The organism is Streptomyces aidingensis (assembly GCF_900112355.1).
Lineage (GTDB): Bacteria > Actinomycetota > Actinomycetes > Streptomycetales > Streptomycetaceae > Streptomyces > Streptomyces aidingensis.
In genome coordinates this window covers 943,157-965,029 of the sequence record NZ_FOLM01000001.1, presented here as the reverse complement: position 1 = coordinate 965,029, position 21,873 = coordinate 943,157, and the positions used below count along the sequence as shown (strand labels likewise).

19 protein-coding genes are annotated in these 21,873 nt (G+C 74.3%); 6 read left to right on the top strand and 13 right to left on the bottom strand.

Annotated features, from left to right (window positions below; all coding sequences use genetic code 11):
- Positions 1-33: 33 nt before the first annotated feature.
- The 3 genes from BM242_RS04210 to BM242_RS04200 all read left to right on the top strand — a co-directional run bounded on the left by BM242_RS04210 (position 34) and on the right by BM242_RS04200 (position 4,601).
- Positions 34-1,047 carry a LacI family DNA-binding transcriptional regulator gene (locus BM242_RS04210; RefSeq protein ID WP_093837181.1) on the top strand — a complete coding sequence of 338 codons (1,014 nt, stop codon included), beginning with the start codon at positions 34-36 and terminating at the stop codon, positions 1,045-1,047.
- Between the two features lie 272 nt (positions 1,048-1,319).
- Positions 1,320-3,707 carry a beta-xylosidase/alpha-l-arabinosidase gene (locus tag BM242_RS04205; protein WP_093837180.1) on the top strand — a complete coding sequence of 796 codons (2,388 nt, stop codon included), beginning with the start codon at positions 1,320-1,322 and terminating at the stop codon, positions 3,705-3,707.
- A 270-nt stretch (positions 3,708-3,977) separates the two neighbouring features.
- Positions 3,978-4,601 carry a universal stress protein gene (locus BM242_RS04200; RefSeq protein ID WP_093837179.1) on the top strand — a complete coding sequence of 208 codons (624 nt, stop codon included), beginning with the start codon at positions 3,978-3,980 and terminating at the stop codon, positions 4,599-4,601.
- Positions 4,602-4,694: 93 nt separating this feature from the next.
- Here the strand turns inward: BM242_RS04200 and BM242_RS04195 are convergent, their stop codons facing one another.
- The 8 genes from BM242_RS04195 to BM242_RS04155 form a co-directional block, all read right to left on the bottom strand.
- Positions 4,695-5,540: an inositol monophosphatase family protein gene (locus BM242_RS04195; RefSeq protein WP_093837178.1), complete on the bottom strand. Its 846-nt coding sequence runs from the start codon at positions 5,538-5,540 to the stop codon at positions 4,695-4,697.
- Between the two features lie 85 nt (positions 5,541-5,625).
- Complete coding sequence (locus BM242_RS29990; RefSeq protein ID WP_245833784.1) at positions 5,626-8,370, bottom strand: cytochrome P450; 2,745 nt, start codon at positions 8,368-8,370, stop codon at positions 5,626-5,628.
- Between the two features lie 72 nt (positions 8,371-8,442).
- Positions 8,443-9,876 carry a cytochrome P450 family protein gene (locus BM242_RS04180; protein ID WP_093837177.1) on the bottom strand — a complete coding sequence of 478 codons (1,434 nt, stop codon included), beginning with the start codon at positions 9,874-9,876 and terminating at the stop codon, positions 8,443-8,445.
- The gene (locus BM242_RS04175) at positions 9,873-10,499 is read right to left on the bottom strand and encodes a GTP-binding protein (protein WP_245833783.1); all 627 of its coding nucleotides are present in this window, start codon (positions 10,497-10,499) and stop codon (positions 9,873-9,875) included. The genes BM242_RS04180 and BM242_RS04175 overlap by 4 nt, the downstream gene beginning before the upstream one ends.
- Before the next feature lie 16 nt (positions 10,500-10,515).
- Positions 10,516-10,875, bottom strand: a complete 360-nt coding sequence (locus BM242_RS04170; RefSeq protein WP_093837175.1) for a DUF742 domain-containing protein — start codon at positions 10,873-10,875, stop codon at positions 10,516-10,518.
- Entirely contained in the window at positions 10,872-11,285 is a 414-nt protein-coding gene (locus tag BM242_RS04165; RefSeq protein WP_093837174.1) for a roadblock/LC7 domain-containing protein, read from the bottom strand. Before BM242_RS04165 ends, BM242_RS04170 begins: the two co-directional genes overlap by 4 nt.
- Positions 11,282-12,703 carry an ATP-binding protein gene (locus BM242_RS04160; RefSeq protein WP_245833782.1) on the bottom strand — a complete coding sequence of 474 codons (1,422 nt, stop codon included), beginning with the start codon at positions 12,701-12,703 and terminating at the stop codon, positions 11,282-11,284. The genes BM242_RS04165 and BM242_RS04160 overlap by 4 nt, the downstream gene beginning before the upstream one ends.
- A gap of 369 nt (positions 12,704-13,072) precedes the next feature.
- Positions 13,073-13,771 (bottom strand): maleylpyruvate isomerase family mycothiol-dependent enzyme, encoded by a 699-nt coding sequence (locus BM242_RS04155; RefSeq protein ID WP_093837173.1) that lies wholly within the window; start codon positions 13,769-13,771, stop codon positions 13,073-13,075.
- 268 nt (positions 13,772-14,039) lie between these two features.
- Here BM242_RS04155 and BM242_RS04150 point away from each other — a divergent pair, with 268 nt between their 5' ends.
- Together BM242_RS04150 and BM242_RS04145 are read left to right on the top strand one after the other, a co-directional pair.
- Positions 14,040-16,199, top strand: coding sequence for an outer membrane protein assembly factor BamB family protein (locus BM242_RS04150; RefSeq protein WP_107365071.1), 2,160 nt, complete (start codon positions 14,040-14,042; stop codon positions 16,197-16,199).
- A gap of 192 nt (positions 16,200-16,391) precedes the next feature.
- On the top strand, positions 16,392-17,348 hold the full coding sequence (locus BM242_RS04145; RefSeq protein WP_175541243.1) for a Gfo/Idh/MocA family protein: 957 nt from the start codon (positions 16,392-16,394) through the stop codon (positions 17,346-17,348).
- 11 nt (positions 17,349-17,359) lie between these two features.
- Here BM242_RS04145 and BM242_RS04140 read toward each other — a convergent pair whose 3' ends face one another.
- The 3 genes from BM242_RS04140 to BM242_RS04130 form a co-directional block, all read right to left on the bottom strand.
- Complete coding sequence (locus BM242_RS04140; protein ID WP_245833781.1) at positions 17,360-18,460, bottom strand: DUF5954 family protein; 1,101 nt, start codon at positions 18,458-18,460, stop codon at positions 17,360-17,362.
- A 113-nt stretch (positions 18,461-18,573) separates the two neighbouring features.
- The gene (locus tag BM242_RS04135; RefSeq protein WP_093837170.1) at positions 18,574-18,777 is read right to left on the bottom strand and encodes a DUF397 domain-containing protein; all 204 of its coding nucleotides are present in this window, start codon (positions 18,775-18,777) and stop codon (positions 18,574-18,576) included.
- Positions 18,774-19,640 (bottom strand): helix-turn-helix domain-containing protein, encoded by an 867-nt coding sequence (locus BM242_RS04130; protein ID WP_093837169.1) that lies wholly within the window; start codon positions 19,638-19,640, stop codon positions 18,774-18,776. The genes BM242_RS04135 and BM242_RS04130 overlap by 4 nt, the downstream gene beginning before the upstream one ends.
- Positions 19,641-19,791: 151 nt before the next feature.
- Here BM242_RS04130 and BM242_RS04125 point away from each other — a divergent pair, with 151 nt between their 5' ends.
- Positions 19,792-20,121, top strand: coding sequence for a hypothetical protein (locus BM242_RS04125; protein ID WP_093837168.1), 330 nt, complete (start codon positions 19,792-19,794; stop codon positions 20,119-20,121).
- A gap of 861 nt (positions 20,122-20,982) precedes the next feature.
- Here BM242_RS04125 and BM242_RS04115 read toward each other — a convergent pair.
- Together BM242_RS04115 and BM242_RS04110 are read right to left on the bottom strand one after the other, a co-directional pair.
- The gene (locus BM242_RS04115) at positions 20,983-21,468 is read right to left on the bottom strand and encodes a hypothetical protein (RefSeq protein ID WP_175541242.1); all 486 of its coding nucleotides are present in this window, start codon (positions 21,466-21,468) and stop codon (positions 20,983-20,985) included.
- Positions 21,465-21,791: a plasmid mobilization protein gene (locus tag BM242_RS04110; RefSeq protein ID WP_093837167.1), complete on the bottom strand. Its 327-nt coding sequence runs from the start codon at positions 21,789-21,791 to the stop codon at positions 21,465-21,467. The genes BM242_RS04115 and BM242_RS04110 overlap by 4 nt, the downstream gene beginning before the upstream one ends.
- Positions 21,792-21,873: the final 82 nt, after the last annotated feature.

The following is a 21,873-nucleotide window of genomic DNA, read 5'->3' as shown; positions in this document are numbered from 1 at the left end:
CCCCGTCAGGACACCAGCCCAAGGAGGGCGACCATGCCAGGCGCTCGCAAGGTCACCATCACGGCCATCGCCCGGGAGGCCGGGGTGTCCGTGCCCACGGTCTCCCGGGTGGTCAACGGCCGCGCGGACGTGGCCCCGGAGACCCGGGCCCGGGTCGAGGAGCTGCTCCAGCGCTACGGCTACCGGCGCCGGGCCGCGCCCGGCGACCGGGCCGCCCTGGTGGACCTGGTCTTCAACGACATCGACAGCCCCTGGGCGGTGGAGATCATCCGGGGCGTGGAGGAGGTCACCCATGCCTCCGCGGTGGGCACCGTGGTCTCGGCCATCCACGACCGCTCCGGTCCGGCCCGGCAGTGGCTGAACAATCTGCGGGCCCGCGCCTCGGACGGGGTGATCCTGGTCACCTCGGCGCTGGAGCCGGTGCTGCACAAGGAGCTGCACCGGCTGGGCGTGCCCATCGTGGTGGTCGATCCGGCCGGCTCCACCACCCTGGACGCGCCCACCATAGGGGCCACCAACTGGGCCGGCGGGCTGGCCGCGACCGAGCATCTGCTGCACCAGGGGCACCGCCGGATCGGCTTCATCGCCGGACCGCCGCGGCTGCTGTGCAGCCGGGCCCGGCTGGACGGCTACCGGGCGGCGCTGGAGGCGGCCGGGGTGACCGGCGACGACCGGCTGGTCGCGCAGGGCGACTTCTACCACCGGTCGGGTTTCACCGGATGCAATACCCTGATGGAGCTGCCCGAGCCGCCGACCGCGGTGTTCGCCTCCAGCGATCAGATGGCGCTGGGCGCCATCGAGGCGCTGCGCCGGCGCGGGCTGCGGGTGCCGCAGGACGTCAGCGTGGTCGGCTTCGACGATCTGCCCGAGGTGAAGTGGTCCTCGCCGCCGCTGACCACGGTGCGGCAGCCGCTGGCCGAGATGGGCAAGCTGGCCGCCCGTACGGTGCTGCGGCTGGCCCGGGGGGAGGATGTGGACTCGCCGCGGGTGGAGCTGGCCACCGAGCTGGTGGTGCGCTCCAGCACCGCGGCACCCGGCGAGGGCTGAACCGGACCCGCCCGCGGACCGCGGCACCGACCGCTGCTGTTCCGGCCGACCCGGTGCGGCCGGGCGCACCGCTCCCGACCTGGCCCGACCGTGCGAGGGCCGGGAGCGGAAGGGTCGCTTGGCCCGGTTCTGCCCGGAAAGTCCGGCTGCTGAGCGGGGCGGTTTTCGTGGGCTTTCGGGGCGGGCACCGTTGACAGGACTGGCTCACGCTTCTAGCGTGCACCCGCAAAGCCGATAGTTTTCGGAAACTTTCCGGAAGACAGAGGAGCACTATGCCTCAGCCGTGGCAGGACGCCGCCCTTCCCGCCGATACCCGCGCGGCCGAGCTGCTGTCCCGGATGACTCTGGAGGAGAAGGCGGCCCAGCTCTCCGCCATCTGGCCCGGCTCGGACGAGGGCGGCGAGGACGTGGCACCGCTCCAGCACGAGTTCACGGCGCCGCCTTCGCTCACCGTGGACAGCGGCGAGGAGGTCAAGGTTGCCACCCCGGCCGGTGAGGCGGTGCTGCCTGCCCATGGCCCCGGGCAACTGACCCGGCCGTTCGGCACCAAGCCGGTGGACCCGGTGGAGGCGGCCCGGGTGCTGGCCCGGCTCCAGCGGCACATCGCCGGGGCGAACCGTTTCGGCATTCCGGCCCAGGTGCACGAGGAGTGCCTGACCGGCTTCAATGCCTGGCAGGCCGCGATTCTCCCCACCCCGCTCGCCTGGGGCGCCTCCTTCGACCCCGCCCTGCTGGAGCGGGCCGCCACCCTGATCGGCGCCTCGCTGCGCTCGGTCGGCGTGCACCAGGGCCTGGCCCCGGTGCTGGATGTGATCCGCGACCCCCGCTGGGGCCGCACCGAGGAGGCCATCGCCGAGGACCCGTATCTGGTCGCCACCATCGGCACCGCCTATGTCCGCGGCCTGGAGTCCGCCGGGGTGGTCGCCACCCTCAAGCACTTCGTCGGCTACTCCGCCTCCCAGGCCGCGCGCAACCACGCCCCGGTCTCCATGGGCCCGCGCGAGCAGGCCGACGTCATGCTGCCGCCCTTCGAGATGGCGCTCCGGGACGGCGGCGCCCGCTCCGTGATGCACGCCTACAACGACAACGACGGGATGGCGGCGGCGGCCGACCCCTGGCTGCTCACCGAGCTGCTGCGGGACACCTGGGGCTTTGCCGGCGTGGTGGTCGCCGACTACTTCGGCATCTCCTTCCTGGAGCTCAACCACAAGGTCGCCGACTCCCCCGGCGCCGCCGCCGCGCTCGCCCTGGCGGCCGGCGTGGACGTCGAACTGCCCGCGGTGCGCTGCTACGGCGAGCCGCTGCTGAAGGCCGTCCGCTCCGGCGAGATCTCCGAGGAGCTGATCGACCGCGCGGTCAAGCGGGTGCTGGTCCAGAAGATCCAGCTCGGCCTGCTGGACGAGCACTGGTCGCCCGAGCCGCCCGCGCTGGCCGCCGCCGGCGACGGCGCCACCGGGAACGGCTCCGGGCCGGTCACCATCGATCTGGACCCGCCGGAGCTGCGCGCCGTGGCCCGCACCCTGGCCGAGGAGTCCGTGGTGCTGCTGGCCAACGAGGGCCGGGTGCTGCCGCTCGCCCCCGACGCCAAGGTCGCGGTCACCGGCCCGCTGGCCGACGACCCGGCGGCCATGCTGGGCTGCTACACCTTCCCCCGCCATGTGCTGCTGGACCACCCGGACACCGAGATCGGGCTGTCCATCCCCACCGTGCTGGAGGCGCTCCGCCCCGAGCTGCCCGGGGCCACCGTGACGCATCTGCCGGAGGGCCCGGACGGGGCGGACGGCGCCGGACGCCCGGATGTGTGGGTCGCGGTGCTCGGCGACCACTCCGGCCTGTTCGGCCGCGGCACCTCGGGCGAGGGCTGCGACGCCCGCGACCTGGAGCTGCCCGACGGGCAGGCCGCGTACCTGGACCGGCTGGTGGAGACCGGTGTCCCGGTGGTGCTGGTGCTGCTCTCCGGCCGCCCCTACGCGCTGGGCCGCTGGGCCGGCCGGCTGGCCGCCGTGGTACAGGGCTTCTTCCCCGGCGAGGAGGGCGGCTCGGCCGTGGCCGGGGTGCTCTCCGGCCGGGTCAACCCCTCCGGGCGGCTGCCGGTCAGCGTGCCGCGCCACCCCGGCGGACAGCCCTGGACCTATCTGGCGCCGCCGCTGGGCCAGGCCAACGGCGCCACCTCGCTCGACCCCACCCCGCTCTACCCGTTCGGCCACGGGCTGTCCTACACCTCCTTCGCCTGGGAGGACCCCTCCCTGGAGGAGGCCACCGTGCCGACCGACTCGTCCACCGTGGTCTCGGTGACGGTCCGCAACACCGGCGAGCGGGAGGGCACCGAGGTGGTGCAGCTCTATCTGCACGACCCGCTGGCCCGGGTGGTCCGCCCGGTGAACCGGCTGGTCGGCTACGCCCGGGTGACGCTGGCCGCGGGCCGGGCGGCCACCGTGCGGTTCGTCTTCCACGCCGATCTGGCCGCCTACACCCTGCGGCCGGGGCAGCGGATCGTCGAACCCGGCGTGCTGGAGCTGCGGCTCGGCGCCTCCAGCGGCGACATCCGGCACACCCTGCCGCTGGCCCTCACCGGGCCGGAGCGCACCGTGGGCCACGACCGGGTGATGACCTGCCCGGTGGAGACCGTCCCGGCGGCCACCGGCGCCGCCCCGCTGTGACCGGCCGGCCGGCGGCGCCCCTCCGCCGGCCGGTCCGCCACCGCAACGCACAGACGCCCTCCGGCGCGGGCGCACCCGTCCACCGTCCGCGCCGGAGGGGCACCCCCGCCGGGGCCGGGCCACCACCGGCCCCGGCGGCACGTCCCCCCGGCCGCCACCCCCCATCCCGCCGCTCCGGTGCCGGACCCCGGCCGTCCCCGGCACCGGAGCGGCCCCCGCCGGGGACCGTCCGCACTCGCGGGGCCCGTCCACCAGGCCCAGAATCGACATATGAACGGCTGGGAGCTCTCACTGGTCCTGGTCGGCGTCTGGGTGCTGTCCGGCCTCACCGGCACCGCCCTGATGCTGCGCCAGGGCTACCACCATCCGCTGTGGTTCCTGTGGGGGGTGCTGCTCGGCCCGCTGGCCGCCCCCGTGCTGCTGGAACGCGCCGAGGACACCGCGCGGCTGGTCTCCGCGCCGCGCCGGGGCCGTCCGCGCGGCGGCCTGACCGTGATCGTCGGCGTGGACGGCGGCAGCGGCTCGCACCACAGCGCCGAGGCGGTCCGGGACCTGCTCGGCCCGCGCGCCGGCCGGCTGATCCTCACCAAGGTGGTGGACTTCGACACGGCGGGCGGCGACGGCGAGCCCGGGAAGCATCTGGCCCGCACCGAGCGGGCCCTGCTGGACTACGCGCGCGGGGTGGACGAGCTCGACCCGGTGGTGGAGGTGGTCGCCGGGCGGCCGGCCGACGCCCTGCTGGAGCTCGCCCGCCAGGAGAACGCCGATCTGATCGTCGTCGGCCCGCCGCACCACATGTTCGGCGGCACCTGCCGCTCCCTGGTGCTGCACTCCCCCATCCCGGTGCTGGTGGCACCCGCCCGCAGCCGCGCCTACGCCGCCCACCGCTCCTGAGCCGGCGGGGCACCCGGCCCGGCGGCGCGGTGGCCGCCCCGGGCGCGTGCGAACCGCCCCGGACCCCTCTCGCACCCCCGGCAGTGCCCGCGGTCAGCCCGGGCGGGCCAGGGCGGTGAGGCGTTCGGTGAGCCAGTCGCCGAGGGCCTTTGCCTCCGGTCCCGGCCCGGCCGCCACAAAGCCCGGGGCGTGCTCCGGCGGCCCGGCCGGATCGCCGCCCACCGGCGTCCACCGGCCGCCCGCGGCGCGCACCAGCGCCGCCCCGGCGGCCGTGTCCCACGGGTGGATGCCCAGATTGCAGGCGGCGTCGGCGCGGCCCGCCGCCACCCAGGCGAGCGACAGCGCGGTGCAGTACAGACGCCGCACCTCGGCGCGCTCCAGCAGCTCGGCCAGAAAGCCCACCGACGCCCGGTCCACCCGGCCGGGCAGCGGCACATCGGTCAGCACCAGCGGCACCCCCGCCGCCGCGGCGCCCCCCGGCGGCCCGGGCACGGCGGCGGGACCGACCCGCAGCGGCAGCCCCTCGCCGCCGGTGAAGCACTCGTCCCGGAAGACGTCCACCACACAGCCCGCGACCACCCGCCCGTGCACGGCGGCGCCCACCGAGACACACACCAGCGGCAGCCCGCGCACAAAGTTGCCGGTCCCGTCGACCGGGTCGACATACCAGGTGATGCCGCCGGTGCCGGCCCGGCCGCCGCGCTCCTCGCCCAGCACCGCGGAGCCCGGCACGGCGGCCGTCAGGGCCGTCGCCAGATAGTCCTCGATGGCGGTGTCGGCGGCCGTGACCTGGTCGAAGCGGCGCCCCGGCTTGGTGTGCGCCCGGGTGGCGCCGCCCGCGCCGGCCCGCAGCCGCCGGGCCGCCTCCCGGCAGCACCGCTCGGCCACGGCCAGCAGCACCGCCGGGTCCTCGCCCCCGCCCGCCCGTCCGCCGCTCATGGCCACCGACCCTACCCACCCCTCCCGGCCCGCAGGCGCCGGGGAGGGGGCGTCGCGGACCGGCCGCGGTGGGCCGCGAGCCGCGCTACTCCCCGCCGCGCCACCAGTGCCCGAGCGCCGTCCAGGTGCGCCGCAGGGCACGGCCGCGCGGCGGCGCCGCGGTGGCATCCGGCCCGCCGCCCGCCGCGCCGGACGGCGCGGGTTCCGCATCCGGCGCGGGGCGCGGCCCGGGCGCCGGCGGCGCGTCCGGGCCGGCCGCCTCCCCCGCGGTGGGCGGGAAGCGCACGGGGAGGGCCGCCAGGGCCCGGTGGAAGGGGCCGGGCCGGCGGGCCAGCTCCCCCTCCGGAACGGCCAGTTCCACCTCCGGCAGCCGGTCCAGCAGCCGCTCCACCGCCACGGTGGCGATCAGCCGGGCCTGCCCCTGCGCCGGACAGGCATGCGGACCGGCACTCCACGCCAGATGCGCCCGGTTGCCCGCCCGCTGCGGAGAGGCATGGCCCGGATCGGTGTTGGCGGCGGCAAAACTGATCACCACCGGTGCCCCCGCCGGAAACCGCACTCCGTCGATCTCCACATCCCGCACCGGGTAGTGGATCGCGTAGTTGTCCAGCGGCGGGTCCTGCCACAGCACCTCGTCCAGCGCGTCCTCGACCGGCAGTTGCCCGCCGGCCAGGCCGAGGGCGAACCGCTCGTCGGCCAGCAGCAGCCGCAGCGCGTTGGCGATCAGGTTCTGCTCCGGCTCGGTGCCGCCGGACATCAGCAGGCTGAGCTGGTGGACGAGTTCCTCGTCGGTGAGCGCGGAGGGGTGGGTGATGAGGGAGGAGAGCACATCGGTGCCCGGCCGCTGCCGCCTGAGCCGGACCAGGGCGGCGGCCGTCTCGACCAGCCGCTGGTGGTTGGCCCGGGCATCGCGGCCGTCGAAGATCGCCGCCAGCGAATCGACCAGTCGGCCGCCCAGGCCGGGCGGGCAGTCGAAGAGGCGGGTGAACACCAGCAGCGGCAGCATCCTGGCGTACTGGCTCACCAGATCGGCCCGGCCGTCGGGTGCGAAGCGGTCGATCAGGGTGTCCGCGCTCTGCTCCGCGTGGAGCCGCAGCTCGGCCGAGTCCACCCGGTCCAGGGAATCGGTGACGGCGGCCCGCAGCCGCCGGTGCTCCTCCCCGTCCGTGAACAGCGCGATCGGCCGGTAGCACATCATCGGCAGCACCGGGCTGTCCGGCGGCACCCGGCCCTCGGCCAGGTCGCGCCAGCGGCGCGGATCCTTGGAGAACAGCTCCGGACTGCGCAGCACCCGCAGCGCCATGTCGTAGGACGTCACCAGCATCGCCCGCACCCCGGGCGCCAGCTCCACGGGTGCGGCCGGGCCGGCCAGCCGCAGCCGGGCGTAGAGGCCCTGCGCGTCACCGGCCAGTTCATAGCCGTACAGCGGCTCGGCCGCGCCCCGGCCCCGGTGCGCGGGACAGCCGGGGGGCGGCGCCCCGGCCGCCGCCGGGGCGGGCACGGGCACGGACTCGGGCACGGACTCGGGTGCGGAGCGGGGCCCCGGCCCGGCGCCGGAGAGCTCGTGCTCCGGGGGAAAGCGCACGGGGAGGGCCGCCAGAGCCCGGTGGAACGGGCCTGGCCGGCGGGCCAGCTCCCCCTCCGGCACCGCCAGTTCCACCTCCGGCAGCCGGTCCAGCAGCCGCTCCACCGCCACGGTGGCGATCAGCCGGGCCTGCCCCTGCGCCGGACAGGCATGCGGACCGGCACTCCACGCCAGATGCGCCCGGTTGCCCGCCCGCTGCGGAGAGGCATGGCCCGGATCGGTGTTGGCGGCGGCAAAACTGATCACCACCGGAACGCCCTCGGCCAGCGCCACCCCGTCGATCTCCAGATCCCGCACCGGGTAGTGGACCGCGTAGTTGTCCAGCGGCGGGTCCTTCCACAGCACCTCGTCCAGCGCGTCCTCGACCGGCAGTTGCCCGCCGGTCACGGAGGCGGCGAACCGCTCGTCGGCCAGCAGCAGCCGCAGGGTGTTGGCGATCAGGTTCTGCTCCGGCTCGGTGCCCGCACCCAGCAGCAGCACAAGCTGGTGGACGAGTTCCTCGTCGGTGAGCCCGGCCGGGTGGCCGATGAGCCGGGTGACCACGTCCGGGCCGGGCTCCCGGCGCTTGAGCGCGACCAGGCCGGCGGCGGTCGTGGTGAGCAGGCGGTCGCAGCGTTCGGTGTCCCGTCCGTCGAAGATGCCGGACATGCCCTCCACCAGCAGGTCGCCATAGTCGGCCGGGCAGCCGAAGAGGCGGTTGAACACCAGCAGCGGCAGCACCTTGGCGTACTGGTTCAGCAGATCGGCCGTGCCGTCCGGTGCGAAGCGATCGATCAGGGTGTCCGCGCTCTGCTCGGTACAGGCGCGCAGTTCGGCGGGTTCCACCCGGTCCAGGGAATCGGTGATGGCCTGGCGCAGCCGCTGATGCCCGGGGCCGTCGCTCCACAGGGCGTTGGGGCGGTGGACCATCATCGGCAGCACCGGGCTGTCCGGGGGCACCCGGCCCTCGGCCAGGTCGCGCCAGCGGCGCGGGTCCTTGGAGAACAGCTCCGGACTGCGCAGCACCCGCAGCGCCGTGTCGTAGGACGTCACCAGCATGGCCCGCACCCCGGGCGCCAGCTCCACCGGCGCGATCGGGCCGGCCAGCCGCAGCCGGGCGTAGAGGCCCTGCGCGTCACCGGCCAGCGCGGCGCCGTACAGCGGCTCCGCGGACCGGGCGGGCGGGGCGGACGGGCCGGGCGGGCCGGCGGAAGCGGACGGAGTGGTGAGGGTGGCCGAGGCATCGGACGCGGGCTGGGACGTCACTTGCCCTCCTGGATGGCGGTTCGGTACGAGGGGGTGTCCGGGGATCCGGGCGGGGCGGGCGCGGCGGGCATCTCATTCACCGCGCCACCACTGGGCCAGCGCGGCCTGCATCCGGGCCAGCGCCGTGGGCTTCCGGGTGACGGCGAACCGGGCCCCCGCGGGCTGGTCCCCGCCCCCGCGGCCGGACTCCCCCGTCTCCCCGGAGAGCCCGGGCCGCCCGGGCTGCCCGGGGCCGCCGTCCGGCGGGGACGCGGTGGCGGCGGCCGGGCGGGGGCCCGGTGGCGGGGCGGCCGGGATGCCGGTGACGGGCAGGGCCGCCAGGGCGCGGAAGAACGGCCCCGGCAGCCAGCGCAGTTCCTCCGCCGGAACGGCGAGGGCGAGGTCCGGCAGCCGTTCCAGCAGGGTTTCGGCGGCCACCGTCGCGATCAGCCGGGCGGGCCCGCGCGCCGGGCAGCCGTGCGGGCCCGCGCCCCACGACAGATGGGCGCGGTTGCCGCGGCGCCGCTCCGGTTCCGGGGCCAGTTCGGCGTTGGCGGCGGCGATGCCGACCACCACCGGCCGCCCGGCGGGCAGCACGGTCTCCCCCATCGGCACGTCCCGGACCGGGAAGTACACCGCGCGGCCTGCCAGCGGGGAGTCCGTCCACAGTGCCTCCTCGACGGCCTCGGCCACCGGCAGGCCGTCGCCGGCCAGCAGCAGCCGCAGCGCGGCGGCGATCAGATTGTGCTGCGGCGGCACGGCGAACGACGCCAGCAGCATGAACTGGTGGGCGAGTTCGGTATCGGTCAGGTCCGCCGGGTGCTCCGCCATCCAGCTCAGCAGATCGGCCCCCGGCCGGCGCCGCCGCTCCGCGATCAGCTCCCGGATGCGCGCCAGCAGAGCCGCCCAGGCGGCCTCGCCGGCCGCCGGGTCGCCGCCCTGCCGGTGGGTGACCAGCAGCTCCGCCGCCGCCTCCTGGAGCCGCGCGGCATGCGCGGGCGGACAGCCGGCGATCCGGTCGAAGACCAGCGCGGACAGCGGCACCGCATAGTCCGCGAGCAGGTCCGCCCGGCCCCCGGACCCGGCGGCCCGCCCGATCAGCGCGTCGATCAGGCCGCCCGCCTGCTCCTCCACCACCGCGCGCAGCGTGCCGGGGTCGAGCCGGTCCAGGGCGTCGCCGATCACCTGCCGCAGCCGCAGATGCTCCGGGCCGTCCGCGGTGTAGCAGTGCGGCCGGTGGGACAGTGTCAGCCCGACCGGCGAGACGGGCGGCACGGTGCCGTCCCGCAGCGCGGGCCAGCGGCGCGGGTCCTTGACGAAGAGTTCGGGGCTGCGCAGCACATGCAGGGCCTCGGCGTAGCCGGTGACCAGGGTGGCGGGCACGCCCGGGGCGAGTTCCACCGGGGCGGCCGGGCCCAGCTTGCGCAGCCGCGCGTAGACGGCGCCGGGATCGGCGGCGAACTCGGGGGTGTACAGCGGCTCGGCCGGGGGGCCGCCGCCGGCCGGACCGGCGTCCGGGCCGGTCACATGTACTCCAGCGGGTGGGGCTGCCAGCGCGGGTGCTCCATCAGGTACTCCACCAGCGCGATCAGGGCGCGGGCCGAGGAGCGGCGGTCGCGGGCGTCGCACCGCACCAGCGGTGTCTCGGGCAGCAGGTCGAGGGCCTCGCGCAGCTCGCCGAGGTCGTACACGGGCGCGTCGTCGAACTCGTTGACGGCCACCGCATAGGGCAGTCCGTGCTCCTCCAGCAGCCCGATGACGTCGAAGGACTCCTTGAGGCGGCGGGTGTCGGCGAGCACCAGCGCGCCCAGCGCGCCGCGCGTCATGTCCCGCCACAACTGGGTGAACCGCTGCTGGCCGGGCGCGCCGAACAGGTACAGCACCAGCCGGTCGTTGAGGGTGAGCCGGCCGAAGTCCATGGCGACCGTGGTGGTCTTCTTGTCCCGGGCGCCGGCCAGGTCGTCCACCAGGGCACCGGCCTGGGTCATGATCTCCTCGGTGCGCAGCGGCGGGATCTCCGACATGGAGCCGACCAGGGTGGTCTTGCCGACCGCGAAGTGCCCCACGACCAGGAGCTTCACCGCGAACTGCACGCTGCGCCGCAGATAGACATCGGTGTCCGTGGTATCCCATGGGCGGGCCGGACGCACGGTTGTCCCGGTTGGGTCAGAGGAGCGCGCGAAGTCCATCAAGCACCTCCTGGAGGACCCGGCCGTTGCCGGGCCGGGCGGGTGGTATCGGGGTTCGGGTGACCAGGTGGCCGCTGTCCATCAGGTCGGCGATCAGCACCTTGGTGACGCTGACCGGGAGTTCCAGGTGCACGGCCACCTCGGCGACCGACAGTGAGCCCGGGCGGCACAGCTCCACCAGCCGGCGTTTCTCGGGGCTGAGGCCGGTGAGCGGTTCTCCGTTCACCGCCACCAGCAGGGTGACCAGATCGAGGGTGTTGCGGGACGGATAGGCGCGGCCGTCGGTGACCACATACGGCCGGACCAGCCCCGCTTTCCGGCGCCGGGCTGCGGTCATGCCTCGCTGCCGGTGTCCTGCCGTGCCGGGCTGGTGAGTTCCCGCCCCAGCCGGTCGACCAGCTTGTGCATGCGGTAGGTGACGGCCTCCATGTCGACCTGTTCGGTGGTGGAGACGGCCAGATAGGCGCCCTCGCCGGCGGCGACCAGAAAGACGAAACCGTGCGCGAACTCCACCAGGGTCTGCCGCCAGGGCGCTTCCGGGCTGCCGCAGAACTCGGCGGTGGTGCGGCTGATGGACTGGAGGCCGGACAGGCCGGCGGCCAGCCGCTCGGCGTCGTCGACGGAGATGTGCGCGGAGTGGGCGCGCAGCAGGCCGTCGGCGGACAGCAGGATGGCGTGCCGGGCCTCCGGCACCTTGAGCACGTCGTCGAGCATCCAGCCCAGCTCGTTGGTGGTGCGCGGGATCATCCTCGGCCCTTCCGTTCGTCGCCCGGTGCCTGGTCGTGGTGTGCGCCGCGGTCCGGTGGCCGCGGGGCGTCCGGCCGCGGGTCCTCGCCGTCGCGGCCGGTCCGGGTGCCGCGGGCGAAGGCGCCCATCCGGCGGGCGGCGTCCCGCGCGGCCCGGTCGTCCGCCGTATCCGCCGCCCGCCCGGCCGGCCCGGCCGGCTGCGCTGCCTCCGCTGCCTCCGCCGCGTCCGCCGCCTCCGGTTCCCCGGGGAAGCCGGCCGGGTCCGCCGGCGGCTCGTCCGCGCGGGCGCGCCGTCGGCGCCGGGGCAGCCCGCCGGCCGTGGTCGGCTCCGGGGGCCCGGCGCCGTCCCCGGCGGCGGACGCGGACGGCCGCCCGTCCCGCTCCCCGCCCTCGTCCGCCGGCCCGGGCGGCGGCTCCTCGGTCACCTGGGTCAGCAGCGCGCTGGGCAGGAACACCACGGCGCGCACCCCGCCGTAGGGGGACTGGGTGTCCACCGAGACGCTGAAGCCGTAGCGCGCGGCCAGTACCCCGACCACCGGGAAGCCGAACTGCGGCGGGTCGTCGAGCCGGGTGACGTCCACCCCGCGCCGGCCGGTGAGCAGCGCGGCGGCGCGCCGCGCCACCTGGCTGTCCATGCCCACGCCCGCGTCGTCGACCACCACGCAGGCGCCGTTGTGCACCCCCTGGAGGCTGACCTCCACGCTGGTGTGCGGCTGGGAGTGGCGGGCGGCGTTGTCCAGCAGTTCGGCCACGGCCAGCACCACCGGCTCGACCGCCCGGCTCACCACCGCCAGATCGACCTGGCCGGCGATCCGGATGCGCCGGTAGTCCCGGATGCGGGAGGTGGCGCCGCGGATCACCTCGTCCAGCGGGGCCGCGGCGCGCTGCCGGCCGGGCCAGGAGCCGCAGAGCACGGCGATGGCCTGGGCGCGCCGGCTGAACTGGGCGTTGGCGTGGTCGATGGCGAGCAGGTCGTGCAGCACGGCCGGGTCGTCGTGCCGCTCCTGCATCTCGGAGATGAACATCTGCTGTTCGTTGGCGAGTGCCTGGATGGAGCGCATGGAGGTCTTGAGCGCCGCCTTTGCGGAGCGTTCGGCGCGGGCGCGGGCGTCCGCGGCGGCGTCGGCGAAGCGCTCGGCGACGACCTGGAGCCCCTTGCCGAAGTCGGTGCGGGCCAGCAGTTCGTCCAGCGGGCCGGGCACCTCGGCCGGGCGGTGCAGCGATTCCTCCATGGCGGGCAGCCGGACGGCGGCCAGGTGGCGGATCTCGTCGTCGCGGGAGCGGATTCCGTCCGCGAGGCGATCGCAGCGGCTCCGCACCACGGCGGTGACCCGCCGCTGACGCATCCACAGCACCACGGCGGTCAGCAGGCCGGCCGCGAGCAGCCAGAACACCGCGTCCGGGAGGTGACGTGTCATGGGTTCCTCATGGGAGCAGGGACAGACCCGGAGCGCCGCACGGGGGAACGGGCGGGGGAACACCAACGGCTCGGCCCCGCCCCATGGTTACCGGCTCCGGTGAGGCCCGAACGCTAGCACCGGGTGGCGCAATGAGGAAGTCGGTCGGCAAACTGTGCTTAACACGGAGTTACACGGATGTTCAGCACACCACTCACCCAACCGAACACCCGCACGCGTTCAGTGGCCGGTCGCGGGCTGCGGCCCAGGGCCCCGGCCGCGACCGGGTCCTCGCCCCGCCGCCGGCACCGCCACCGATCGTATACACCCGGCCCCCACTCGGTCACTTCCGGTGACCGGGGGGCAGCGCCGGGAGGAGAAGGGGCGGGGTCAGGGCACCAGCGGGGCGTTCAGCAGTTGCCGGCCGGACTCCGGGTCGCCGTGCCAGGTGAGGGAGGGGGCGGTGTGCGGCAGCCGCCCCCAGAGCAGGAGCAGCAGATCCCCGGCCGGGCCGCTGACCGTGGCCACCGGCTCGCCCGGGCCATAGGTCCAGGACCCGTCGGTGTCGGTGGCCGCGACCCGCAGCGCCCGGACGGGCTCCGCGGCCCGGCCGCGCACGATCTGACGCGGCGCCATGATTTCGAACACCTCGGCCACGCCGTCCGCGGCCAGCGCGGGGTCCGGCGGGCCGGCGGGCCCGCCGAGGGCGTGCTCGGCGTCCCAGCGGTGGATCAGGGTCTCCAGGGCCCGGCGGCGCTGCCAGAAGCCGATGGTGTGCGGCGGGTGGAAGGTCCATGCCTCGGCGGCCGGATCTCCGGAGAGCGCCTCCAGCATGGCCGCGCATGTGGTGTCGTACCACGCCAGCAGGGCGGCGCGCTCCCGGGGCGGGGGCCCGGCCCGGTAATCCCCGCGCCGCTCGGTCACCGCCGTGGCCACCCACAGGTTCTGGCCGCCGAGATGGCCGGCGAGGTCGAGCAGGGTCCACTCCCCGCACGTCTCGACCGGGGCGGACAGCTCCCCGCCGGCCAGACAGGCACGGAAGGCGTCGAGTTCGCGGCGGAGATGACCGAGATACGCGGCTGAGTCCATGCCGGAAACGGTACTCGGCGTCGACGGCAGCTGTCCCTGGGACCTGGAACCGCCGAATGCCGACAGATTCCGGAGAACCGGCCGGGTACCGGTAACCGCACGGCGGCAGGGCCGCAGGCACCCGCGGGAGCGCCGCGACACCCGGCGGGACACCGGCGCCGCCGCTGCGCATCCCGCCACGGAAGCTGGCAGAGGCCCTGGGGATGCGACAGGATGGGGCGGACCCGCGCGGGGCGGGAGCCGGGACCGGAGAGGAACTGGGGGAGCCATGCCGGCATTCGAGGCACTCGCGCCCGGGGATCCCGAGCGGGTGGGGCCGTACCGGATAACCGGGAGGCTGGGCGCGGGCGGCATGGGCCAGGTGTACCTGGGCCGGTCCCGGGCCGGGCGGCTGGTCGCAGTGAAGGTGGTGCGGCCGGAGCTGGCGGCGGAGCCCGACTTCCGGCGCCGCTTCGCCCGCGAGGCAGCGGCGGCCCGGAAGGTCAGCGGCGCCTTCACGGCGAGCGTGATCGACGCCGATCCGGAAGGCACCCCGGCCTGGCTGGCCACTGCCTACATCCCGGGCCTGTCCCTGGCCGACGCGGTGAGCGTGCACGGCCCCTGGCCGGAACCGTCCCTGCGCGCGCTGGGCGCCGGCCTGGCCGAGGCCCTGGAATCCATCCACCGGGCGGGTCTGGTCCACCGGGATCTCAAGCCCTCCAACATTCTGCTCGCGCCGGACGGGCCCCGGGTGATCGATTTCGGAATATCGGTCGCCGCCGAGGTGACCGCCCTGACCCGCACCGGCACGGTCATCGGCACGCCCGGGTTCATGTCCCCGGAGCATGTCGCCTCCGGTCAGGCCGGCCCGGCGGGCGATGTCTTCTCCCTGGCCGCGGTGCTGGCCTACGCCGCTACCGGGGCCGGGCCGTTCGGCACCGGCCCGGCCCACTCCGTCAACTTTCGGGTGGTCTACGAGGCTCCCGATCTCGACGCCGTCCCGGGCGGCCTCCGCCCGCTGCTCACCGACTGCCTGGCCAAGGACCCCGGGCAGCGCCCGGACCTCTCCGCTCTCCTGGACCGGCTCACCGGACCTGGCACCCCGGCCGTCGCTCTGCCCGACCACACCGGCCCGGTGTGGTTGCCCACCCCCGTCGCCACCGCCCTCGGTCTGCCCGCCGCCCAGCCCGCTGCCGCGTCCTCAGGGCCCGCATCACAGCCCGCGCCCGCCACCCCCACCGAGCCCGCCCGGCCGCCGTCTGCCGTCCCCGGGCGATCCGCTGTGCACAGCGCCCCGACCACCCCGGCACCCGCCCCGGGCGGACACCCGGCACCCCGTCTGCCCCGGCGCCGCTCCCTGCTCGTCCTGGGCGCCGGAGCGGCTGTCGCCGCCGGCGGCCTGACCGCCTGGCAAATCGCCGCCCGGCTCGGCACGGAATCCGGCAACGCCGCCGAGGTGTGGCGCTTCAGGGCCGGCGGATCCCTCACCTCCTCTCCGGTGATCTCCCGCGGACTGGTCCACTTCGGCGGCCCGGACGGCCGGTTTCTCGCGCTGGATGCGGCCACCGGCGAGCAGCGATGGGAGTTCTGGGCCGACGTCCGCGAGGCTATGGGATCGGCCGCAGTGACCGGCAGAACGCTCTGCTTCGGCGACCGCGACGGAATGGTCCGCGCGCTGCAGGCAGAGACCGGTGAGGAGCTCTGGATTTTCCGGGCCGGGGAAGCGGCGACGGCGGCCCCGGCACTCACCGCGACCGCCGCCCACGGCGTGATCGTCATTTTCGGCAGCGGCAACGGACAGGTATACGCCCTGGACGGCCGGACCGGCTCCGAGATGTGGCGCTTCGCCACCGGCGGCTACGTAAGCTCTACGCCAGCCACCTACGACGGCGTCGTCCATGTCGGCAGCGAGGACGGCCGGATCTACGCCCTGGACGCGACCGACGGCACGGAGCAGTGGCGATTCCGGACGGAGGGACCGGTATACGCCTCGCCCGTCGTCTCCGGCAAGGTGCTCTGCACAGGCAGCGACGACGGGCACCTCTACGCCCTTGCCACCGGCACCGGCACCGAACTCTGGCGGTTCCCGACCGGCGGCCCGGTGCGCACGGCCGCCGCAGTCTCCCGCGGTGTGCTCTTCGCCGGCAGCGACGACGGGCGGCTCTATGCGCTCGACGCAGCGACAGGCGAGGAACAGTGGCAGTTCGGGGCCGGAGGCCGGGTGCGTTCCTCACCCGTGGTGGAGGACTCGGTGGTCTACTTCGGCAGCCAGAACGGCACCGTCCACGGGCTGCACACCGAAACCGGAGAGGAAGTATGGCGCTTCGCCACCGGCGGGGACGTGGTCGCCTCTCCGGCCGTTGCCGACGGCCTCCTCTACATCGCCAGTGCGGATGGCTTCCTCTACGCCGTCCGCATGTTCACCCATTCGGCCTCACCGCCGAGCTGACCGGCGGCGGGCCGCAGACAGCGGCCGCACACGCCCGCCGTACCATCCCCCGACACCGGAACGCCGCCGGCCGCCGGACCCAGTGTTTCCCGGTCCCGGGGTGCCCGGCGTGTTTGCCGGACCGGTGTGCGCCGGTTCCGGGACGATGCTGATCATGTGACGGGCCGCGCACCAGGAAGGATGTCCCTCCCCATGAACCGTTCCGTACGGATCGGCCTGGCGGGCCTCGGCGTCATCGCCCGCACCCACCTCGATGTGCTGGCCGAGCGGCCCGATGTGTCCCTCGCCTTCACCGTGGACCCCGGGGTCAGCGAGCCGCCGGAGTTCCGCGGCAGCGCGCCCCGCCACTACCCCGCCCTGGTGACGGCGCTGGAGCACCACCGGCCGGATCTCGTCATCCTCGCGACGCCCACGGACACCCACGCCGACCTGGCCGAACTCGTCCTCACCCGGTCCGCGGCCCGGGTGCTGGTGGAGAAACCCCTGGTGCACGACCTGGGCTCGCTGGCCCGGCTGCGCGCCCTGAACAACACGGCCGACGTCCGGGACCGGGTCTTCGCCGCGCACCACTTCGCGTTCTCGCCCGAGGTGCGGTGGGCCGCCACGCAGATCGAGCGGCATCCCGAGTGGGGGCCGGTCACCGCGATCACCTCCGCCTTCCACGACCCCTACATCGTCCGGGTCGAGCAGGCGTTCGCCTCCTATCTGTCCAGTTGGCTGGACTCCGGGGCCAACCAGCTCAGCATGCTGTCCCGGTTCGTGGAGATCACCGAGCCGCTCTCCACCCGGGCGCTGGACCGGGGCGCGAGCTCCTGGCGCACCTACGCGTTCCGCTCCCGGGGCACGACGGGCACGGCCCGGCTGCGCACCAGCTGGTGCACCGGCGCCAGCAGCAAGGAGACGGTGCTCGCCTTCGCGGACTCCGGTGTGGAGGTCTGGATCGACCACACCGCCATGACCGGCTTCGCCGCCGACAGCCGCGGCCGGCTGCTGGTCGCCCACGGCAACGACGGCCTGACACCGCGCAAGGTCGCCCACTATCGCCCGCTCTACGACAGCCTGCTCTCCGAGCAGCCCGATCCGCTGCTGCGCTTCGACGCCGCCGCGGTGCTCACCGAGCTCCATCACGCGGTGCCGGAGCCGGCCTGAGGAGCGTCGCCTCAGCCGCGGGCGTCACGCATCCCGGCGGCCCCGGGCCCGGCCTCCTCCCACTCCCCCGGCTCCTCCGGCTCCTCCGGCGACTCGTCCATGGTGATGTTGCCGTGCTCGTCCATGGTGGGGTGGATCTTCATGGGGGCCGAGGTGTTGAAGTCCGAGGGGCGCGGCGGCTCCGGACCGTCCGGGCCGATCCGCACCATGCGCACCGTCCGCAGGATGCGGAAGCCGCGCCCGCTCACCGTCATCTCGTCGGCCCGGCCGGCGGCCCGGAAGCGCTCGGCGGCGCGGGCGTACTCCCGGCGGGTGGCGTCGTCGTACTCGTAGATCATCGGCCACAGTTCGGTCAGGCACCGGTAGAGCGACCGGCGGGCCTCGTGCGGGGTGAAGTGCAGGCCGCCGACCAGTTCCCAGGACGCGGAGTCCGAGCCCTCCGCCACGGTGAAGGTGACCGGCAGCAGCACCACACCGGGGTGGGTGCGCACGGCCCGGGCCGAATCCTCGCGCACGGCGGGCGGATAGCGGTCGCCGGTGTAGCAGAGCTGCCGGACGGCCAGCCGCTCGGCGCTCTCCATGGCCCCGGTGGCGCGGGCGTGGTCGATGACAAAGCCCTTGTCGGGCGAGGGCGTCCGGTCCCGAGACGGTTCCCAGGACAGGTGGGGCGGCTCGCGGTCGGTCGGCCGGGACGACTCGAAGCCCGCCTCGCCCACCCGGGCGTACTCGTCGCCGCGCACCACCCGGAAGCGGGTGCCGCGCACCGTCAGCTCGTCCACCCGCTCGGTGTCCAGCCGGCCGACCGCGGCCAGCAGTTCGCGGCGCTCGGCCGGATCGTCGGTGTCGTCCTTGGCCCGGAACCACAGCAGCGAGTTGAGGCTGTCCCGCGCCACCTGGGGACAGACGGCCGTCACCTCGATCACCACCCGCCAGCGCCGCCCGTCCTCCGGCCCCTGGGCCGCGACGCCGAAGACCGGGCCGCGCAGCACCACGTTCGGATACCGGTGCGCGGCGTCCATCGCATCGGCCTCCGCCACCTGGGACACCGGCCCGCCCCGGCGGTCCACATGCACGGAGAGAAAGTCCGGCCATTGCACACTGTCATCAAACATGCGCGCATTGTGCCCACCCCGGCCCACGGCTGTCAGCGGGTTCACCAACCTCCCCACGAGAAACCAGCGCGCGATCGGCACCGGACAACCGGCCGCCCGCCCCTACACGCCCCTCACCCCGGCAGGGTCCCGCCCTTGATCGACACCAGCAGCGCCCGCAGCCGCACGGTACTGGCCGCAAGCACCGTTCCGGGCTCCGCGCTCTCCCGTATCAGCACCTCCGTCCCGCAGCCACGCGGGCCGTGGCCCAGCTCCACACAGTTCGATGCCTCCTGGCAACGAGAGGAACGCTGCCAGGCCACGCCGTACTCCCTCATGTCTGCTCCCTTTCCAGTTCCTTGGCGATGGCGTAGACGAAGTCCCGTGACTCCTGCGGGCCGAGCGCTGCCGCCTTCATCTTGTCCAGGATCAACCGGTACTTGGCCAGCTGGTCGGCGCTGTCGACCAGCAGCGGGCCGTGCGACTGGTCAAGCTGCGCCGTGTCCAGTTGCGGGATCGGCCCGGCGAAGTAGTTGACCGACTGACCCGAACCGGCGAAGACGCCACCTGCGAAGGGAATCACCAGAAGCTCCACAGCCGGCCGCTCGCTCATCTCCACCAAGTGCATGAGCTGGTCACGGGATGTCCGCAGCCCACCGAACCGCATCCGCAGTGCGGCTTCATGAACCACGGCACGGAAGGGGACCGGGTCGGGGTGCTGGAGGATCTGTCTGCGCATCGCCCGGAAGGACACCCGGGTCTCCACGTCGGCGTCCTCCAGAGGCGGGACAGCCTCCCGGAACAGCGCCCTGGCGTGCGCCTCGGTCTGGAGCACACCGGGAATGTGCAACACACTGGCGGCCTGGACATCCCTGGCGAAGTGCTCGGTCTCGGCGAGGTCGAGCATGGCATCGGGAAGAAGACCACGATACTTCTCCCACCAGCCGCGTTCCTGTCGGCCCGTCATGCCGATCAGTGCCTCGATCAGCGTCTCGTCATGGCAGCCGTAGTTGGCCGCCAGAGTGCGGATGCGTTCGGCGCTGACACCGAAGCGCCCGGTCTCGATGTTGCTGATCCGGGCCTGGTTCGCGCCGATCATCTCCCCGGCCTCGCGGGCCGTCAGACCGGCGCGTTCCCGCAGCTTCTTCAATTCCTGGCCGAGGCGCAGCTGCCTCGCCGTCGGGAACTGCCTCGGCGGCACACGCCCCTCCTCTGTCAGTCGATCTGTTCGCAGAATCACCCCAACGAGGGGTTTGGCGGATCAATTCTACTCTCAGGGAGAAAACATTCTACTTCCTGTCCTACGGTGAGTGGCACCCGAGAGTCAACCGTCGGCAGAACAGGAGAATTTCATGGACACCGTACCGTCGCCCGAAGGCGAGGCCGGCCCGGTCGAGACCGCGTTCGACTTTCAGGCGGAACTGCGCGGACTCGTGCAGGACACCGCGCCACGGGCATTCGCCGTCGTGAGCCGGTGGGAGACGGAGGACGGGGAGCCGGACGCCTGCGTCGCGGCGTGGGGGATGCACTGCGCCGACGACGACGGCGAGCAGCACGTCATCTGCGTCAACGGCACCAGCACCTACCGCCTGGGCTCCCCCGACCGGGCCGTCGCTCTCTTCACCCGCCTCACCGGCGGCCCCGTCGAACTCCACTGGCTCGACGTCACCGCCACCGCGTGACCGGGACGGGGCGGCATTCTCCGCAGCGGTGCCGCCCCTGACCGCATGGCCCGTCCTCTCGTCGCACACTGCCTCGACCGCTTCGCGCGGAGTAACATGATCCGTTGTCGGAGGGACCAGCGGAGGCTGCGGACCGAACGGAAGTTCGCTCCGTACGGGAGGGGCATGAGGCGGCGACTGGAACTTCTGCTCCAAGTCCTGCTCGTTCCGGTACGGCCCCGGCAGCAGCACATGATGCCCTCCGCACCCTGATTGCTACGACGGCAACACGCCGGCGTCACAGCACCGGGTCAACCGCCCGCTCCTCGGTCCGCTCCAGATAGTCGTCGGGGTCCAGCCGCATCGCCTCGCGCTCTGCGGAGGACCAGTACTCCGCATTGCGCTCGGCGAAGGACCCAGGACCGTCGTAAGAGATGAGCCAGAGAAACTGGCTGCGCTCCCGGTCCAGCCAGGCACCGCCGGATGGTGAACCCCATCGCCAGACGCAGTGGCACGATCTCCTCCCGCCAACGCCGCGCCCACTCGTCCAACAGGCCGTCCTTGACGGTGTAGACGCGCAACTGCGTCGTTCCGGGCATGTCTTACCGCCCTTCGTCGTCGAATGTCCGTGCCCGACGCTACCCCGTCCACAAGCCGTTCAGATGACTCCTCTCGCACGGCGGCCACGGCAGCTTCGCCGGGCACAACGCCGCCTACTGAACGCCCCCGGAACGGCAGCGTCTCGGACTGGTGCCGGACGACTACCTGGTGAGCGTCGGGGAGCGCACCGCCGAATCGATGCCGCTGCCGGTCACCCAGCCGGCGCGTGGGGCAGCGCCGCCGCGCGCCGAGTGCCGTCCGGTGGGCCGGGCCGCGGGGTGCTCAGAGCGGGAAGACGTGGACGTCGCGGGCGTCCAGGGCGGTCAGACAGGCCGAGATGTCGTCCGGGTCGCTGGTGAACACCACCGCGGCTCCATGCCGGGCGGCGGTCAGCACCACCAGCGCGTCCACCGCGTCCGGACGCTTCTTCGGCGGCAGCCCGGCCCGGCCGAGCGCCGCGCCGATCCGCTGCCACTCGGCGAGGTCCAGGGCCGTGGCGCAGCCCATGCAGGTCATCTGACCGGCTTCGGTGGCACGCATGGCGGGCGCGGCGCTGCGCGCCAGCGGTACGGTGCAGTCCTTCATCACCCGGGCAAGGGCATGGACGGCCGCCGGGCTCGGACGCCAGACCTGAGCCAGCACGGGCCCCGGAACCACGGCCCGGTGGACCGATTCCCGCAGCCTGTCGTGCAGCCGCCAGGCCCCGGGCTTGCGGTCGGCAAGGGCGATCAGCATGCCGGTGTCGTAGACGGGCACCCGGCCGGTCACGCCGCCGCTCCCCCACGGCCGGTGTCATGGCCCCGGCCGAGGACCAGATCCACCGCCGACTGCACCCTCCGCCGCTCCTCCTCGGTGAGATCGTCGTCGGTGACCTCCGGCAGCGGCGGAAGATCGGCGGCGGCGGCCTCCGCCTCCGCGATGATGTGGTCCACCCGGGCGAACTGGGCCTCGGCCGCCGCTGTCTCGGCGATCTGCCTTATGGCCGCGTTGACCAGGTAGGCGGAGACATCCATGCCCGCGCGCTCGGCGTGCTCCCTGATCCGCCGCGCCTGGTCCTCGTCGAGGCTGATGCTGATCCTGGTTCGGGCCATGAACCAAGTATATGACGCGTATTACACCTCATGGGCAGCGTGCCGGGAAAAGGAGAGGGGGCGGCATCTCCGCACAGATGCC